This window comes from Salinibacterium sp. NK8237 (genome assembly GCF_015864955.1).
Classification (GTDB): domain Bacteria; phylum Actinomycetota; class Actinomycetes; order Actinomycetales; family Microbacteriaceae; genus Rhodoglobus.
This window is the reverse complement of the sequence record NZ_JADYWE010000001.1, coordinates 1,167,577-1,184,723: the sequence shown is the minus strand read 5'-3', so window position 1 is coordinate 1,184,723 and position 17,147 is coordinate 1,167,577. Positions and strand designations below refer to the sequence as shown.

The following is a 17,147-nucleotide window of genomic DNA, read 5'->3' as shown; positions in this document are numbered from 1 at the left end:
GCTATGGCTCTTGGTCCTCGGCTTTCAGATATTCCCAGCATTCGTCGCACTCTTTCGTTCTACAAGGTGTCGTCGATCATCACCGGCACCTTCCTGCTTGTGCTGTGCCTCATGATGGTGTTCCGCTACGGACTGGGCGGCGACATCGAGCTGAACGGTCCCTCCGCTTTCTTGACGCTCACACCGAAAGAACTCGTGCAGGGCATCAACGTGTCGACGATCATCCTCATCGTCCACGGTTGGCTCTACGTCTTCTACGTTGCTGCAGACTTCATCCTCTGGCGCCTGACGCGCTACTCCTTCTTGCGCTTCCTTTACATCGCCCTCGGTGGCGTCATCCCTTTTCTGTCGTTCTTCCTCGAACGTCAGGTGCCGCGCCTCGTTGAGGCGAAGATCGCACAACTCGAATCCGCTGCTGCTGCGAAAGCGGCCGGCGCTGACTCCGCAAAGGCAACTGCATGACCGACTCCACGGCCACATCCGCAGACACGAATGCACGCCCCGTTCTTGTCGTCGACTTCGGCGCCCAATACGCGCAACTGATCGCACGGCGCGTGCGTGAGGCGAACGTTTATAGCGAGATTGTTCCCCACACGATCACCGCAGCAGAGATCGCGGCGAAGAACCCGGCTGGCATCGTGCTGAGTGGTGGCCCCTCGAGCGTCTACGAGCCTGGCTCGCCCGACCTCGACCCCGGCATCCTCAAGCTCGGTGTTCCTGTTTTTGGTATTTGCTACGGCTTTCAGGTGATGGCACGTCAGCTCGGCGGCATCGTTGCCAAGACGGGGCTGCGCGAATACGGCGCTACCGACATGACCGTTCAGGGCGGTGGCGGAAATCTTTTGGGTGACCAGCCGTCGGAACAGACGGTGTGGATGAGCCACGGCGATGCTGTGACCGAAGCGCCAGAAGGTTTTGCCGTGTTGGCGAGCAGCGAAGCGACTCCGGTCGCCGCGTTCTCCAGCGTTGAGCGCGGTCTGTATGGAGTGCAGTGGCACCCCGAGGTCAAGCACTCGACGCACGGTCAAGACTTGCTCGAGAACTTCTTGCACGATGCTGCCGGCATCCCCGCCGACTGGAACAGCGGCAACGTTATTGCTGAGCAGGTTGCGCGCATTCGCGAGCAGGTTGGTTCGGCCAAGGTCATTTGTGGTCTCTCGGGTGGAGTCGACTCGGCTGTCGCCGCTGCGATTGTGCACGAAGCTGTCGGCGATCAACTCGTTTGCATCTTTGTTGACCACGGTCTGCTGCGTCAGGATGAGCGCCGCCAGGTTGAAGAAGATTACGTTGCCTCGACCGGTGTGCGTCTCGTCACCGTCGATGCCGTCGATCAGTTCATGGATGCTCTCGCCGGAGTCACTGACCCCGAAACGAAGCGCAAGATCATCGGCCGCGAGTTCATCCGCAGCTTTGAAAATGCGGCCGAAGCTCTCGTGCTTGAAGCGCAGGGCGGCGAAGAAACCGTCAAGTTCCTCGTGCAGGGCACCCTGTACCCAGATGTCGTCGAGAGCGGCGGAGGAACCGGCACCGCCAACATCAAGAGCCACCACAACGTCGGCGGGCTCCCCGAAGACTTGCAGTTCCAGCTTGTCGAGCCGCTGCGCACCCTGTTCAAAGATGAGGTGCGCGCGATTGGTCGCGAGCTGGGCTTGCCAGAGGTCATTGTCGGCCGCCAGCCGTTCCCTGGCCCAGGCCTCGGCATCCGCATCATTGGTGAGGTTACGCACGACCGTCTTGAGCTGCTGCGTAAGGCTGACGCGATCGCTCGCGCCGAGCTGACCGCCGCTGGTCTGGATGACACAATTTGGCAGTGCCCCGTCGTGCTTCTTGCTGACGTGCGCTCGGTCGGTGTGCAGGGCGATGGTCGCACTTACGGTCATCCGATCGTGTTGCGCCCCGTCTCGTCGGAAGACGCGATGACCGCCGACTGGACTCGACTTCCGTACGACGTGCTCGCCAAGATTTCTAACCGCATCACCAACGAGGTGGATGGGGTGAACCGCGTCGTTCTCGACGTCACATCGAAGCCGCCAGGAACCATCGAGTGGGAATAGCGCTTTAACGACAAAGCCCCCGTCACCCGGCTAATGCCGAAGTGACGGGGGCTTTGTCGTTGCGAGACGGTGGCGCTAGTCGCGAAGGATCGCGAAGAAGCGCAGCAGCTCGAGGTACAGCCACACGACGGTGATCATGATGCCGAAGGTGCCCTTCCAACCGAAGGCGCGGGGTGCGCCGTTGGCGGCACCCTTCTGGATGAAGTCGAAGTCGAGCACGAGCGAGTACGCCGCCATGATGACGACGAGCACACCGAGAACGGCACCGAACGGAATACCGAGGATGGGGATTTCCGCGCTGCGGAGGCCGAAGGCGTCGTCGGTCGCTCCGGTGAGCATCATGACCATGTTCACGAGCGCGAAGACCATGTAACCGACCATCGCGATGAGGAAGACCTTGGTGGCTTTCTTGGATGCACGAATCTTGCCGCTCGCGAAGAGTGCGAGCGTGACGCCGACAACGACGATCGTCGCAATGACGGCCTGGGTGACGACTCCGCTATAGGCGTTCTCGTAGAAACGCGAGATGCCACCAACGAACACACCTTCGACCGCCGAGTAGGCAAGGACGAGGGCGCCGGAGGGCTGCTTCTTGAAGATGTTGACGAGGGCGAGTACGAAGCCCACGAGACCAGCGCCCATCCACAACAGTGGCATGTCGGCAATCCAGCCGATGGCGGCGCCGACGAGCAGAAGCGCGAAGGCCCCTACGGTCTTGGCAATGGTGTCTTCAACGGTCATGACGTCACCGGAGGCGGGAGCCGACTCCTGGTTGTACATGTCGTTGAGCTGCTGGTTGGAGACCTGGTTCGCGACGGCGATTCCGCCGCGCGAGCTGAATGCAGCATCGCGGGAGAAAGCGGGGTTATTGAGTGCCATGATTCCTCTGGTTGGTGTGGTGTCACACGTTTGTGACGCACCCCCAAAACTACCGGAGTTCGCTGAGAAATGCCGCGATTTAGCGTCGGGCGGCTGCGCTGACAGCGATCAGCCGAGCAAGCCAGGCTGCCGCCACCAGCACGACGAAAGAAATGGCGAGGGCCTGAGGCATCGCCGAGTACTCCTGATAGAACCGCGGCAGGATGACGCCGTTGGCAATCGGGAGGGCAAGCGCGAGATACGAGATGAGCGGTCGGTGTCGCACGATCAGCCAGCACAGCAGCGGGATCACGAGGGTCCACATCGACATCGGGCCGGTGAGCATGAGCCAGATTTGGGTGACCGCTGGCAGGGCCACGATCATCCGTCGCCACCCTTTCGCAGGAATGATCGAGTACCCGACGACCGTCGATGTGGTGCCGATGAGCAAGATGATGAGCGTGTAGTTGTTGGCTCCCTGCAGGTGCATTGCGCCCGCGATGATGAGCACCAAGCCTGTGTAGTAGCGGTCAGCGTAGTTGCCCCATCGCAGAGGAAGGCGCCGGGCTGGTTCCCGGAAGTGTCTCAGCGTTGGCGGCTTAGCGACCATTGGTGAGCAGCGAGTACAACAGAATTGCCCACACGACTAACCACACATAACCCAGCGCTGTGGCAACGATTGCCATGGCCTTGCCACGCTCGCCGGTCTCTTTGATCTGTCGAAGCGCAAGATGGCCAAAGATGAGTGCGGGAGGCCCGCCAATCGCAGCCAAGATGAGCGCGAGAATCGCGAGCGGGTTGGTTCGTTTTGCTGCCAGCGGGGCCGGGCGCGCAGCATCAGCAGACGTGGGTTCTCCGCAATAAATGCAGAATTTCCACTCCGGTTGCACTGCTGCAGCGCATGACGAACATTCGGGCATAACTAAATGTTAGCGGTTGACCGCGTACCGCATATTCTTGACCCAATGAGCACCACCATTCGCCCGCTTGTGATCGGGCACCGCGGGGCAAGCGGATACCGTCCAGAGCACACTCGAGCCGCCTACGAACTCGCGTTCACGCTGGGGGCGGATGCTGTCGAACCCGACATTGTGGCAACCCGCGATGGCGTGCTGGTGTTGCGCCACGAGAACGAGATTTCCGGCACGACGGACGTGGCCGATCATCCCGAGTTTGCTGACCGGCGCACGTCTAGGACGATAGACGGCACCGCGATGACAGGCTGGTTTACCGAAGACTTCACGTGGGCCGAATTGAGCACATTGCACGCTCGTGAGCGGCTGCCCGAGGTGAGGCAGGCCAGCACTGCCCACAACGATGTTTCGCCCATTCTTCGTTTGAGCGACCTGCTCGAGATTGTGGACCAGCATCCGGAGTCTCAGCGTCGCCCGCTGAAGATCGTCGCTGAGATCAAGCATGCGAGCTATTTCGCGTCGATCGGGCTGCCGCTTGATGAGCTCTTTGCTCGCGACGTGAGCGGGTGGGCGACGGCCGACAATCTCATCATCGAATCATTCGAGCAGAGCGTGCTGCACCGCATCCGGGAGCGTGGGGTTCCAGGTCAGTTGGTGTTTTTGCTTGAGGCGAGTGGGGCGCCGTCTGATTTGATTGCGCGCTTCGGTGCGAAAGCGCGGAGCTACGCCGACCATCTCACTGATGACGGTCTTGCGCAGTTGGCCCGCGAAGTCGACGGAATCAGCGTTGATAAGAAGATGCTGATGGTGAAAGATCTGGCGGGCAACCTCACGGGCACCAACGATCTTGTTAAGCGCGCCCATGCCGCCGGGCTCCTCGTTTTCTGCTGGACACTGCGCGCTGAGAACCGCTTCTTGCCGAAGAACTTGCGTTCGAGCAAGCAGCCCGAGCAACACGGAGATTGGCGTGCGGAGTTTCGGATGCTCATCGATTCCGGTCTCGATGGCGTCTTCGCTGACCAACCCGACCTCGCCGTCAGCGCGCGCGGGTAGAGTCGAGGGGCCATGACGACTGCTCTTGACCCTCACGACCCTGGCCGTTCTGACGACGGGGATTCCATTAGCGACCCTCTGCTCGACGGGCTGAATCCGCGTCAACGGGAGGCTGTCGAATACCGGGGGCCTTCGCTGCTGATCGTGGCGGGTGCTGGCTCGGGCAAGACAAGCGTTCTGACGCGGCGCATTGCCGGGCTCTTGCGCTCGGGAGAAGCCTGGCCGAGCCAGATTCTCGCCATCACCTTCACCAACAAGGCTGCCGCTGAAATGCGGGAGCGCGTGGGTGCCATTGTCGGTAACACTGCTGAGGGAATGTGGATCTCCACGTTCCACTCCGCCTGCGTGCGCATTTTGCGCCGCGAAGCTGAAGCCTTTGGGTTCTCCAAGAACTTCACGATTTATGACTCGGCCGACAGCAAAGCTCTGCTCAAGCGGATTCTTAAAGAGCTCGACGCCGACATGTTCGGCCTCACAGTCAGCAAGGCCGCGAACCGTATTTCGCAGCTCAAGAATGAGCTAACCGACGTCGACGGTTTCGCGCGGGATGCCAACATGAGCGACCCGACAGAGAAGAAGTTCCTTGAGGTCTTCCGGCGCTACACTCGCGGCCTCAGCGACGCCAACGCCTTCGATTTCGACGACCTCATCGGGCAGACCGTGTACCTGTTCCGGGCCTTCCCGCAGATCGCGGCCACCTACCAGCGTCGCTTCAAGCACATCCTTGTTGACGAATATCAGGACACCAACCACGCGCAGTATTCGCTCATCCGCGAGCTGACGCGGCCGCCGGCTCCTGAGCGGTTCGAGACCTCGCCTGGCGTGCTCATTGCCGGCTCCAGCAGCGAGGCGGATGCCGCGTCGCTGACCGTGGTCGGCGACAGCGACCAGTCGATTTATGCGTTCCGCGGGGCCGACATCCGCAACATTGTGGAGTTCGAGCGTGACTTTCCGAACTCGACCGTGATTCTGCTTGAGCAAAACTACCGCTCGACCCAGACGATTTTGGATGCCGCCAACGCGGTCATCTCCCACAATTTCGATCGCAAAGACAAGAAGCTCTTCACGACTGTGGGTGCCGGCGACAAGATCGTGGGCTTCACCGGCTACTCGGGCCACGACGAAGCCCAGTTTGTGGCGGATGAAATTCAGAAGCTGCACGATCAGGGCGTTGCCTATAAAGACGTGGCGGTTTTCTATCGCACTAACTCGCAGACCCGTGCGCTGGAAGAGATTTTCATTCGGGCGGCCCTGCCGTACCGCGTGCTCGGTGGCACCAAGTTCTATGAGCGCGCGGAAATCAAGGATTCGTTCGGCTACCTGATTGCGGTTGCTAACCCGGCGGATCCGCTGGCGCTGCGTCGCATCATGAACACGCCGAAGCGGGGCATTGGTCCGGCGACGGAGGCTGCACTGCAAGCGTGGGCGAATGACCGGGGGATGACCCTGCGCGATGCGATGCGCAACGCCTCCGAACTCGGCCTCGGACCTAAGGTTACGAAAGCGATCGTTGGTTTGGCTGAGGTGCTCGACGAAGTGATGGCGAAGGTGGAGACTTCCAAGCCCGCTGATATCTTGACGGAGCTGCTGGAGCGCTCGGGGTATCTGACGGCGCTGCGCGCCTCGCAAGATCCACAAGATGAAGCTCGCGCCGAGAACGTGGACGAGCTTGTGGCGGTGACGAAGGAGTTCGGCAAGAACAACCCGGATGGCACCCTGCTCGACTTCCTCACCGAGGTGTCTCTCGTGGCGGCGGCTGATGATCTGGATGACTCGAGCGGAACCGTCTCGCTCATGACGCTGCACACCGCGAAGGGCCTCGAATACGATTCGGTGTTTCTCACCGGAGTCGAAGAAGACCTGCTGCCGCACCGCATGTCGGCCAACGAGCCGGGCGGCCCAGCCGAGGAACGTCGACTGTTCTATGTCGGCATCACGCGTGCCCGCAAACGACTCTTTCTCTCGCTGGCCATGACCCGCGCCCAGTTCGGCGAAGTCAACGTCGCGATGCCGAGCCGTTACCTGCAAGAGATTCCCACCGAACTTATCGAGTGGAAGCAATCACCCGGAATGGCGAACTCGCGCGGCGGAACCCAATCCCGTGCGCTCAACGCTCGCCGCGATGGAAGCGGTGGCGGCGGCTCGTGGTCGGGTTCGCTCCGGGCAGCGGCATCCGGTGGACTGCCTCCGGCGCCTCCGCGCGCCAAGACCGAATGGGCTAGCCCCATCACGGCGACCGTGCGCGACAACGGTGACCTCACTCTGGCGGCGGGCGACCGCATCCGCCACACTGATTTTGGTGACGGAACCGTGAATCAAGTCACGGGCGCTGGCCCTAAGAGCATCGCTGACGTTCAGTTCGACACCGCGGGGCGCAAGCGCCTGCTGATCAAGATTGCTCCCATTGAGAAACTTTGATTCTGAAGGAACACCGCAGTCGGGCACGCCGCGCCACTGGGAACCTCGGCTCGTGGTGCCGCGCGTTCGGCCACTCGACACCGACGACGAGTTGGCTCAGGCGCTCGCGGCAGTGCGGGTCGAGCTTAAGCTTCCCACCGAGTTCAGCGCTGAAGTCGAGGAAGCAGCCAACGCCGCAGTGGCCGCATTCGAGCCGCCGGAACTCGACCTCACAGCCATTCCTTTCGTGACAATCGACCCCGAGGGCGCGACCGATCTCGACCAGGCGCTCTACCTCGAACGCACCGGCGAAACACTGCGCGTGATGTATGCCATCGCAGAAGTGCCCGCCTTCGTGCTTCCAGGCTCAGCCGTGGATGCTGAGGCCCGCAAGCGTGGCCAAACCTTGTACGGTCCCGACGACCGGGTGCCGCTGCATCCGACGATCATCAGTGAAGACGCCGCCTCGCTTCTCGCCGGTGCGACGCGACCCGCTTTTGTCTGGACCTTTGACTTGGATGCCGCGGGCGAGGTCATCACGACAACTCTCGTGCGCGCCCAAGTGCGTAACCGTCGCCAGTTCAACTATGTCGAAGTGCAAGAGCTGCTCGACAACGACCGCGCGGACGAATCCCTCTCGTTGCTGCCCGAGTTTGGGCGCCTGCGCACCGAGCTGGAACGTCAGCGCGGGGGAGCAAGCCTCAACCGGCCCGACGAAGAAGTGGCTGTCGTTGATGGCCAGTATGTGATCGAGCGTCGAGCGTCGCTACCCGTCGAGGACTACAACGCGCACGTCTCGCTCATGACCGGCATGGAAGCCGCTCGCATCATGCTCGAAGGCAAAGTCGGCATTCTGCGCACAATGCCCGCGCCCGATGATGAAACGCTCGAGCAGTTCCGCCGCCAAGTGGCGAGCCTTGGATGCCCGTGGCCCGAGAACCAGAACTATGGCGAGTACCTGCGCACCCTCGACCACTCCGACCCTCGCGCCCTCGCGGCGACCCACGCCGCCACCTCGTTGTTTCGTGGAGCGGGCTACACGCCCTTCGACGGCGAACTGCCCGAAGACACCATCCAAGCTGCCGTTGCAGCGCCTTACGCTCACGCAACAGCGCCGCTGCGTCGACTCGTCGACCGCTTCGTGCTTGTCGCGTGTGAAGCGATTGTCGCGGGGCGCGAAGTGCCGAAATGGGTGCGCGAAGCTCTTCCGCAACTCCCCAAGATCATGGGCCGCACGAGTCAGCTCGCGTCGCAGTTTGACCGCGCCTCGGTCGACGTGATCGAAGCGGCGCTGTTGCGGCCGCGAGTGGGCGACGAGTTTGAAGCAACAGTGGTTTCGGAGCGCGCCGAGGGTGGCGTCATCCAGATTGCTGAACCGGTGATCACGGCTCGCATCTCCGGCACGGTTTCGGCTGGCGACACGGTGCGCGTGCGACTCGTCTCTGCCGAGATTGCGACAGGAACGATCGAGTTCGAACTCGCTTAACTCGCTCGTTCGTCCGCTTGGAGGCGCAGGCGAGGCTGCGCCTAGCTAGTTGCCGCCAGCGAGCGATCGCCGGAACGACGCCAGATACCGGCGCTGCGCCGCGAAGCGCACCCACCGCGGCAGGTGCGGGTACACCGCGCGCGTGACCCGTATGATCCGATCGAAGCGTCTCTGGTCGTGGGGGAGCGCATAAGCCTCGCGCAGTTCGGCGCTCAACAACCCTGCGGTCAGTACGCGCACGAGCGGCATCGACGCGCGCAGCCACCACGGTCCGCCGGTTGGATGCAGCAGCTGCTGGGCAACTCGGTGGCTCGCGTCCGTGACGCGCAACGAAGCCACGCTCTCGTTCCAGTAGGCGGCGAACGCCGCGCGATCGGCCGGCCACAGCGCGCGCGGAACGCCCAGCGCGGTCGCAATGACGGCGTAGTCGGCGAGTAAGGTTTCGGCATCCACGTCGCGTAGCGGCCCGAAAACCAGCTCGCGCACCCGCATCGCGGTGTCGTAGAGCGTGGTGGCGACCCATAACTGCAGCTGTGGGTCACGGGCGTCATAGCTGTCGGCCCGCACCGGTCGATGAGCCGCACCCACGCGCCGCGCGACCTCGGCAGCCTCGGCCGACGTGCCATAAACCGTGACGTAGAGATACGTGAGGGTGCCGTTGAGGCGATCCAAGGGGCGCCGCGCAAAGTCACTGTGCTCAGCGACCGCCTGACCCACAGCAAGGTGCGCGATTTGCAACAGGATGGCCGCCCCACCGCCGGCCAACAGAGCGACGTCGGCAGAGACATCCGCAATTCTGAGGGGGGCGGATGTGGGCACACGGCCAGTTTACGAGTGCTGAACCACAAGATTTGCTGATCTTTCGCCACATTCAGCCCGCTATCGGAAAACCCACAACGTTAGGCACGGTAAGGTTTTCTATTGGCGTGCGACTCATGGAGCCGACCAATTTGGCACCGATTCGCCGCCTTCCCCACTCACCATTACGCGCGGATTGGAATGAGCAGCGTGGATCTATATGAGTACCAAGCTAGGGACGTATTTGAGTCCTATGGCGTACCAGTACTTGCCGGCCTAATTGCCGACACCCCAGAAGAAGCCAAAGCAGCAGCCGAGAAAATCGGTGGAACTGTCGTTGTCAAGGCTCAAGTCAAGACCGGCGGTCGCGGCAAGGCGGGTGGTGTCAAGGTTGTTCATAACGCCGACGACGCTTTCGCCGCAGCCGAGCAGATCCTTGGTCTCGACATCAACGGCCACACGGTCAAGCGAGTAATGATTGCTGCCGGTGCTCGCATCGCGCAGGAGTTCTACTTCTCCGTGCTGCTCGACCGAGCAAACCGCTCCTACCTCTCGCTGTGCAGCGTTGAAGGTGGAGTGGAAATCGAGGTGCTTGCTGTTGAGCGCCCCGAGGCTCTCGCCAAGATCGAGGTCAACCCGCTCACGGGTATTGACCTCGCCAAGGCCACCGAAATTGCGATCGCTGCCAAGTTCCCGGCAGAGCTCGTCGACAAGGTTGCTCCTGTCTTCGTGAAGCTCTACGACGTCTACAAGGGCGAAGACGCCACTCTCGTTGAGGTCAACCCTCTCGTGATCACCGAAGACGGCGACATTGTTGCCCTCGACGGCAAGGTATCGCTCGACGAGAACGCTGAGTTCCGTCACCCCAAGCATGCAGAGCTCGAAGATGCTGCTGCCGCTGATCCCCTCGAGGCGAAGGCCAAGGCCAACAACCTCAACTACGTCAAGCTCGATGGTGAAGTCGGTGTCATCGGTAACGGTGCAGGCCTCGTCATGTCGACGCTGGATGTTGTTGCCTACGCTGGCGAAAACCACGGCAACGTGAAGCCCGCCAACTTCCTCGACATCGGTGGCGGAGCCTCCGCTGAGGTCATGGCCGCCGGACTCGACGTTATTCTCAATGACCCTCAGGTCAAGAGCGTTTTCGTCAACGTCTTCGGTGGAATCACCGCGTGTGACGCTGTTGCTCACGGAATCGTGGGTGCGCTCGCCGCGCTCGGCGATGCCGCCAACAAGCCTCTCGTTGTCCGTCTCGACGGCAACAAGGTTGAGGAGGGTCGCGCGATTCTTGCTGAAGCGAACCACCCCCTCGTGACGCTAGCCGCCTCTATGGACGAGGGCGCCGACAAGGCCGCCGAACTCGCCAACGCTGCGAAGTAAGGAACCGAGCATGTCAATTTTCCTCAACAAGGATTCCAAGGTCATCGTTCAGGGCATCACCGGCGGTGAGGGCACCAAGCACACCGCTCTCATGCTCGCTGCGGGCACCCAGGTCGTTGGCGGCGTCAACGCACGCAAGGCTGGCACCACCGTGACTCACGGTGACGTTGAGCTTCCCGTGTTCGGCACTGTTGCTGAAGCAATGGAGAAGACGGGGGCGGATGTTTCGATCGCTTTTGTTCCTCCGGCCTTTACCAAGGATGCCGTTATCGAAGCTATCGACGCTGAGATGCCACTGCTCGTCATCATCACCGAGGGTGTTCCCGTCGGTGACTCGGCTGAGTTCTGGGCTTACGCCCAGGAGAAGGGCAACAAGACCCGCATCATTGGTCCGAACTGCCCCGGCATCATCACGCCCGGTGAAGCACTCGTCGGCATCACGCCTGCGAACATCACCGGCAAGGGCCCGATCGGTCTCGTCTCCAAGTCGGGAACGCTTACGTACCAGATGATGTACGAACTCCGTGACCTCGGATTCTCGACCGCAATCGGTATCGGTGGCGACCCCATCATCGGCACGACGCACATCGACGCTCTTGAAGCGTTCGAAGCTGACCCCGAGACCAAGGCAATCGTGATGATCGGTGAGATTGGTGGAGACGCTGAAGAGCGTGCCGCTGACTACATCAAGGCTCACGTCACGAAGCCTGTTGTGGGCTACGTCGCTGGCTTCACGGCTCCCGAGGGTAAGACCATGGGTCACGCCGGTGCGATCGTTTCTGGTTCAGCCGGAACCGCTCAGGCCAAGAAGGAAGCACTTGAAGCTGCCGGTGTGAAGGTCGGCAAGACGCCGTCTGAAGCAGCCAAGCTCATGCGCGAAATTCTCGAAACTCTGTAGCAAACGCTTTTCGCTACTCCAAGCGCCGCTCGCCTTCGTGACGAGCGGCGCTTGTCGTTCAACGGGGAGATTTCTGTGGTCGCAATGTCACAGTGGCGGCTCAGATGGACATGACTAGGTATGAAGGAACACAGAGCCGTGTTACTCGCGAAGCTCGTGCCTCACGGGCTTGAGCCGCTGCGGTGCATCGACGGCTTCGGGAAACTCGCACGTGAAGCGGCCCGAATAACCGAAGAGGAACCCCCAGAAGCGGTTGCGAACCTCGAGGGCAATCACGAACTCGTTGGTCTCATCGTCGAAGGATTCGGTGAGGTGAGCGCGGCCGCTAAAGAGCATGGGAAAGCGGAACGCGAGAGGGCCCTCATAGAAGCGTTGGGCATCCGACCTCAACTGCAATGAACCATCCGTGGTGACCGCAAGATCGAGATCGACGGCCAAGTGTTGATGTGTGCCCAAATAGTCGACGATGCGATCGCCAGCGGTGTTGAGTACCATTGTCGCGTCGAAGCGGGTGGGCTTGCGGCGCACAGTGTATTCACGCACAAACGTCACCGTCTCGCGACCGAAGGGGTCGCGGTAGGGATAGTTCTCGATGCGAAAGGGAACACTGTCGCCGATATCTGGCGTCAGGATGTTGCGAAACCACCCGATCCACAGGAACGGCACCGTCCACCAGGGGCCGCGTCGGATGCTCGACATTACGCCAGTGCCCACTGCGGCGTAGCCGGAATCGAGACCGACTCCGAAACGCTTCTGGAGCATCGGATGCAGCCGAGCGAAATCGTCGCCGAGCACGGTGGCGAACATCGAGGTCACGGTGCCTCCAGGGCGGACAGGGTGGCGGGAGCGTCATCCATCGCCCGCCCGCGACGCGGGGTGCGCCGACAGCGGCCAGCGCGCGGTCGGCCGGATTTCCAGAAGGCCAGCGGTGAGTGCGGTTCGATGTCACTTTCGGCCCACAAGCGCAGGCTGTCGAAGCTCCAGGCGGTGAGCCATCCCACCACGGGGCGGATGAGGATGCGATCGAGAAGGTTGCCCCAGGCTGGTTCGTAGTCATAGCCGGTGATGAAGCGGGTACCGCCAGGGATGGGCACGTAGCGCCAGTAACCGCGGCCGTCGCCCAGAGGCGAGAGCGGATCGCTCGTGGTGAATCTTAGAGCTGAAGTGCGGGTGCCGTCGGGCCGGGCCAACTCGCCTCGAGTGGTGCCCGTTCCCACAATCGTATGGAAGGGCATCCGACGCTCGTATTGAAAACGGTAACCGTCGCCATCGAGTGCTTCTGCGGGAGTGATGCGGCTGAAGCGCAGGTCCCACCGTGTGTGAGAAATGGTGTCTTGCGTGAGGTGCCACACAGTATCGAGATCGGCGCTGATGTCGATCTCGACGTAGATCGGTGAACCCTTCATGCTTCCCAGTATGGGGTGAGCGGAGCGCTTTTCGTTCGAACGAAGTGCGCGTTCTGCGCGCTCGCCGCGGTCGAGCTGTGGCAGAAAATCGGGGCCACCTTCGGCGTTCCTCAAAGAACGGACGATATATCACGTTCGGGTAACAATGACCCTAAGATCACCCCCTGTTAAGGGGTAGACCGTGCATATAGTTACCTTGGCGTGCGCCCGACCGCTAGTTGAAAAGCAATTCAATCCAGCAAGTCCGATTCAGCACAGAATAGGAACATTCGTGAGCATTCGAAGAGTCATATCGGTAGTGGCGGCGACAACTCTTGTCGCCACTTCCCTGGTTACGGGCGCCGTACTCGGCGCCACAGCTGCACCAGCATCCATTGGTGGCGGCGGCCAAACTGAATTCACCCCCGGGCGTTACATCGTCACGATGGTGGACCAGGCTGCAGCAACCTACGACGGTGGTGTGCGCGGTTTTGACGCAACAACCCCACCCGAAGGCGAGCAACTCGACACTCGCCGCCAAGTGGTGCAGGACTACACCGAATATTTGGAAGAGAAGCAAGACGATGTCGCGGCATCCGTCGGTGCTGATATTGACTATTCGTACACTCTCGCGACCAACGGTTTCGCGGCAGATCTGACCGCGGCTCAAGCGGTTGAACTCTCGGCAAACAAACTTGTTGCCTCGATCGTTCCCGACGAGCTGAAGCACATCACGGCAGCGCAGCGGTCAACAGAGTTCCTTGGCCTCGAAGGCGAAGACGGACTCTGGGCATCCATTGGCGGTGCTGAAACCGCGGGTGAAGGAATCGTGGTCGGCGTGCTCGACACCGGCTTTGCCCCCGAAAACCCGGCCTTTGCGGGTGACGCTCTTGGCAGCACCCCGGGAGCCGCGCCCTACGTGGACGGTGACTCCATCGTCTTCGAGAAGTCAGACGGTCAAACCTTCACGGGTGTCTGCACCGAAGGTGACCAGTTCACCGCTGACGACTGCTCGACCAAGGTCATCAGCGCCCGTTACTTTGTCGATGGCTTCGGCGCCGGCAACCTTGGTGACGCGAGCGTCGGCGAGTACGTCTCGCCCCGTGACGGTGACGGCCACGGATCGCACACCGCGAGCACGGCAGCCGGAAACTACGAAATTGACGCCAACGTCGGCGGAAATGCCCTCGGCTACTTCTCCGGTGTGGCCCCCGCAGCCAAGATCGCTGCCTACAAGGTGTGCTGGAGTGGACCAGACCCCGTCGATACGACGGACGATGGTTGTGCATCCACTGACCTTCTCGCCGCGATCGATCAGGCCGTCGCTGACGGTGTCGACGTGATCAACTACTCGATCGGTGGGGGCGCTGCTTCCAGCACCGTTTCGCCGACCGACCAGGCCTTCCTGGGTGCAGCTGCTGCCGGCGTTTTCGTCGCAGCCTCGGCAGGAAACTCCGGCCCGGATGCGTCAACTCTCGACAACGCTGCACCGTGGATCACCACGGTTGCCGCCAGCACCATTCCGAACTACGAAGCCACCGTCACTCTCGGTGACGGCCAAGAGTTCGCCGGCGCATCGATCACTGTTGACCTCGACCCTGCTGCAGAACCGCTGACGGGTGAGCTCGTCTACGCGGCGGATGTCGCACTTGAGGGCGCCGTTGACCCCGACCTGTGCCTCGCTGACACTCTCGACCCGGCTCTCGTTGACGGCAAGATCGTGATCTGTGATCGCGGCGTCATCGCTCGCGTCGACAAGTCGGCCGAGGTAGCTCGCGCTGGCGGTATCGGTGCGGTTCTCGTGAACGTAACGCCAAGCTCGACCGACCTCGACACCCACGTGATTCCGACCATCCACTTGGATGCTCAGTACCGCGATGCTGTCCTTGCGTATGCAGCGACCGAAGGTGCGACCGCGACCTTCACGCCCGGCAACGAAACCGCGTACCAGCCGCCGACACCTCAGGTCGCTGGCTTCTCCTCGCGTGGTCCCGTTGAAGCTGACGGCAGCGACATCATCAAGCCCGACATTTCGGCACCCGGTGTGGGAATCCTCGCCGCTAGCGCCAACGCTGAAGGAGCCGAGCCGACGTTCGCGCTTCTCTCGGGCACCTCGATGTCGTCACCGCACGTTGCCGGTCTCGCCGCGCTCTACCTCGGCGAACGCCCCAACGCGACTCCCGCCGAAATCAAGTCGGCATTCATGACAACCGCCTACGACACCGTGGATGGCGACGGAAACCCCGTCACCGACCCCTTCACGCAGGGTGCAGGCCACATCGATCCGACCAAGTTCTTCGAGCCTGGCCTGCTCTACCTGAACGGCATCGGCGACTGGCTGTCCTACATTGAGGGTGCTGGCTACGACGTGCTCGACCCCGCGGTCGAAGCAATCGATCCCAGCAATCTCAACCTGGCATCCATCGGTATTGGTTCGCTGACGGCAGCCGAGACGATCACTCGCACCGTGACCTCCACTCAGGCGGGCACGTTCGAGGCATCCATCTCGGTTCCTGGAATCGACGCCACGGTGTCGCCCTCAACGCTGACCTTTGGCGCTGCAGGCGAGACACAGAGCTACGAAGTGACGATTAGCCGAACGGATGCTCCGCTCGACCAGTTCACCACCGGTGCTCTCACGTGGACCAGTGGCGACACCGTCGTGCACAGCCCCATCGCCGTGCGCCCCGTCACCATCCTGGCGCCGGATACGGCCAGCGGAACCGGAACCTACGGCGCCGTCGACGTGACTGTCACGCCCGGTGGAAACGGCGACATCCCGCTGACCTCGACCGGCCTCACCGCTGGAGTCTTCTACGAAGACCCCACTGGCACAGAAACCGAGCACTCGGGTTCTGGTGTGAGCGGAGACGAGTTTGAGTACGCAGCAACCGTGCCCGAGGGCACAACGTATGCGCGCTTCGATCTCGACTCGATCGACGACACCGCTGACCTCGATCTGATCGTGTACCTGCTCGATGGCAGTGGCACTCCGATCGCTGGGTGGCAGTCAGCCACGGGAGCCGCTGACGAGCGCGTGAACCTGGCTGATCCCACACCGGGTGACTACCTCGTCATCGCTTCGGTGTACGCCGCGAACCCGTCTACCGCGTTCGATGTGCGCACCTTCGCCGTCGTTCCTGGTGCGGGAGAGCCCCTCGGTTTGAACCCCGAAGTGCTCCCCGGCGTGCAGGGTGAAGCCGTGAGCTACACCGCATCGTGGGAGGGCCTCGCCCCGTTCACGAACTACCTCGGGCTCGTCAGCTATGGCGACACGGGAGCGACAACCGCGATTGAAGTTGTGACGCAGGAAGATGTTGTGCCGGGCACGCCCGTGAACACCGTTCTGCCGACCATTTCGGGCAAGCCGCTCGTGGGCAGCAAGCTCACCGCCAACCCCGGCGAGTGGGATGTTGACGGGCTGAAGTTCAGCTACCAGTGGCAGGCGAACGGCGAGAACATCGCCGGCGCCGACAAGCGCAAGTACACGGTCACGAAGGCTGATGAGGGCAAGGCCATCACGGTCGTCGTCACCACCAGCAAGAAGGACCTGCCGAGTGCAAGCGCCACCTCCGAGGCTGTGACGATCAACTACAGCTCGAGTGTGAGCCTGTCGGTGAGCAAGCACGTCGCTTTCTCGTGGAACACGGTGAGTGCGAGCATCCGAGTCGCTACCGGTGAGGATGCCGCAGCGACGGGAACCGTCAAGGTGACGGTCGACGGCAAGAAGGTCGACACCATCACGCTGGACGAAGCCGACAACGGAAAGGTGACGGTGAAGCTGCCGAAGCTTGACCGTGGCCTGCACCAGGTGAAGGCAGAGTTCACTCCGGCCGGTGACAACGTGACCGGCTCAAGCAGTCGCAACGACTGGGTGTGGATCGTCTTCTAGACGACACCTGCTCAGTAGCTAACACTCAACAA

At 61.8% G+C, this 17,147-nt stretch carries 14 protein-coding genes; 8 read left to right on the top strand and 6 right to left on the bottom strand.

All coding sequences use genetic code 11. The features are described from left to right. Window positions 1–3 precede the first annotated feature (3 nt). Together I6E56_RS05725 and guaA are read left to right on the top strand one after the other, a co-directional pair. Window positions 4–462, top strand: a complete 459-nt coding sequence (locus tag I6E56_RS05725) for a DUF3817 domain-containing protein (protein ID WP_197136644.1) — start codon at window positions 4–6, stop codon at window positions 460–462. After that, a complete protein-coding gene (guaA, locus tag I6E56_RS05720; RefSeq protein WP_197136642.1) occupies window positions 459–2,054 on the top strand; it encodes a glutamine-hydrolyzing GMP synthase in 1,596 nt (531 codons plus the stop codon). The genes I6E56_RS05725 and guaA overlap by 4 nt, the downstream gene beginning before the upstream one ends. A gap of 75 nt (window positions 2,055–2,129) precedes the next feature. Here guaA and I6E56_RS05715 read toward each other — a convergent pair whose 3' ends face one another. The 3 genes from I6E56_RS05715 to I6E56_RS05705 all read right to left on the bottom strand — a co-directional run bounded on the left by I6E56_RS05715 (window position 2,130) and on the right by I6E56_RS05705 (window position 3,832). Then, complete coding sequence (locus tag I6E56_RS05715; RefSeq protein ID WP_197136641.1) at window positions 2,130–2,933, bottom strand: Bax inhibitor-1/YccA family protein; 804 nt, start codon at window positions 2,931–2,933, stop codon at window positions 2,130–2,132. Between the two features lie 79 nt (window positions 2,934–3,012). Next, window positions 3,013–3,423, bottom strand: a complete 411-nt coding sequence (locus I6E56_RS05710) for a hypothetical protein (RefSeq protein ID WP_231606253.1) — start codon at window positions 3,421–3,423, stop codon at window positions 3,013–3,015. A gap of 88 nt (window positions 3,424–3,511) precedes the next feature. Further along, window positions 3,512–3,832, bottom strand: a complete 321-nt coding sequence (locus tag I6E56_RS05705) for a DUF4190 domain-containing protein (RefSeq protein WP_197136637.1) — start codon at window positions 3,830–3,832, stop codon at window positions 3,512–3,514. Window positions 3,833–3,877: 45 nt separating this feature from the next. Here I6E56_RS05705 and I6E56_RS05700 point away from each other — a divergent pair, with 45 nt between their 5' ends. From I6E56_RS05700 to I6E56_RS05690, 3 genes are read left to right on the top strand one after another with little or no spacing between them, the layout of a single operon-like run. Further along, window positions 3,878–4,879, top strand: a complete 1,002-nt coding sequence (locus tag I6E56_RS05700) for a glycerophosphodiester phosphodiesterase family protein (RefSeq protein WP_197136635.1) — start codon at window positions 3,878–3,880, stop codon at window positions 4,877–4,879. 12 nt (window positions 4,880–4,891) lie between these two features. Further along, window positions 4,892–7,297, top strand: a complete 2,406-nt coding sequence (locus tag I6E56_RS05695) for an ATP-dependent helicase (protein ID WP_197136633.1) — start codon at window positions 4,892–4,894, stop codon at window positions 7,295–7,297. Between the two features lie 52 nt (window positions 7,298–7,349). Further along, window positions 7,350–8,762, top strand: coding sequence for an RNB domain-containing ribonuclease (locus I6E56_RS05690; RefSeq protein ID WP_197138125.1), 1,413 nt, complete (start codon window positions 7,350–7,352; stop codon window positions 8,760–8,762). Between the two features lie 45 nt (window positions 8,763–8,807). Here I6E56_RS05690 and I6E56_RS05685 read toward each other — a convergent pair whose 3' ends face one another. Next, on the bottom strand, window positions 8,808–9,581 hold the full coding sequence (locus tag I6E56_RS05685) for an oxygenase MpaB family protein (RefSeq protein ID WP_197136631.1): 774 nt from the start codon (window positions 9,579–9,581) through the stop codon (window positions 8,808–8,810). A 189-nt stretch (window positions 9,582–9,770) separates the two neighbouring features. On the opposite strand from I6E56_RS05685, the gene sucC reads away from it, so the two are divergent. Both sucC and sucD read left to right on the top strand, forming a co-directional pair. After that, window positions 9,771–10,940, top strand: a complete 1,170-nt coding sequence (gene sucC / locus I6E56_RS05680) for an ADP-forming succinate--CoA ligase subunit beta (protein ID WP_197109509.1) — start codon at window positions 9,771–9,773, stop codon at window positions 10,938–10,940. Window positions 10,941–10,950: 10 nt separating this feature from the next. After that, a complete protein-coding gene (gene sucD, locus I6E56_RS05675) occupies window positions 10,951–11,838 on the top strand; it encodes a succinate--CoA ligase subunit alpha (RefSeq protein ID WP_197106391.1) in 888 nt (295 codons plus the stop codon). Window positions 11,839–11,979: 141 nt separating this feature from the next. Here the strand turns inward: sucD and I6E56_RS05670 are convergent, their stop codons facing one another. Both I6E56_RS05670 and I6E56_RS05665 read right to left on the bottom strand, forming a co-directional pair. After that, window positions 11,980–12,645: a DUF4166 domain-containing protein gene (locus I6E56_RS05670; protein ID WP_231606473.1), complete on the bottom strand. Its 666-nt coding sequence runs from the start codon at window positions 12,643–12,645 to the stop codon at window positions 11,980–11,982. A 5-nt stretch (window positions 12,646–12,650) separates the two neighbouring features. Beyond that, complete coding sequence (locus I6E56_RS05665; protein ID WP_197136628.1) at window positions 12,651–13,244, bottom strand: SRPBCC family protein; 594 nt, start codon at window positions 13,242–13,244, stop codon at window positions 12,651–12,653. A 271-nt stretch (window positions 13,245–13,515) separates the two neighbouring features. Here I6E56_RS05665 and I6E56_RS05660 point away from each other — a divergent pair, with 271 nt between their 5' ends. Then, window positions 13,516–17,115 carry a S8 family serine peptidase gene (locus I6E56_RS05660; RefSeq protein ID WP_197136627.1) on the top strand — a complete coding sequence of 1,200 codons (3,600 nt, stop codon included), beginning with the start codon at window positions 13,516–13,518 and terminating at the stop codon, window positions 17,113–17,115. Window positions 17,116–17,147 lie beyond the last annotated feature (32 nt).

Bases quoted from the DNA above. Each gene is read 5' to 3' on its own strand.
- I6E56_RS05695 (WP_197136633.1), top strand. From the start codon at position 4,892: ATGACGACTGCTCTTGACCCTCACGACCCTGGCCGTTCTGACGACGGG.
- I6E56_RS05715 (WP_197136641.1), bottom strand. From the start codon at position 2,933: ATGGCACTCAATAACCCCGCTTTCTCCCGCGATGCTGCATTCAGCTCG.
- I6E56_RS05670 (WP_231606473.1), bottom strand. From the start codon at position 12,645: ATGTTCGCCACCGTGCTCGGCGACGATTTCGCTCGGCTGCATCCGATG.
- I6E56_RS05665 (WP_197136628.1), bottom strand. From the start codon at position 13,244: ATGAAGGGTTCACCGATCTACGTCGAGATCGACATCAGCGCCGATCTC.
- I6E56_RS05705 (WP_197136637.1), bottom strand. From the start codon at position 3,832: ATGCCCGAATGTTCGTCATGCGCTGCAGCAGTGCAACCGGAGTGGAAA.
- I6E56_RS05725 (WP_197136644.1), top strand. From the start codon at position 4: ATGGCTCTTGGTCCTCGGCTTTCAGATATTCCCAGCATTCGTCGCACT.
- sucD (WP_197106391.1), top strand. From the start codon at position 10,951: ATGTCAATTTTCCTCAACAAGGATTCCAAGGTCATCGTTCAGGGCATC.
- guaA (WP_197136642.1), top strand. From the start codon at position 459: ATGACCGACTCCACGGCCACATCCGCAGACACGAATGCACGCCCCGTT.
- I6E56_RS05700 (WP_197136635.1), top strand. From the start codon at position 3,878: ATGAGCACCACCATTCGCCCGCTTGTGATCGGGCACCGCGGGGCAAGC.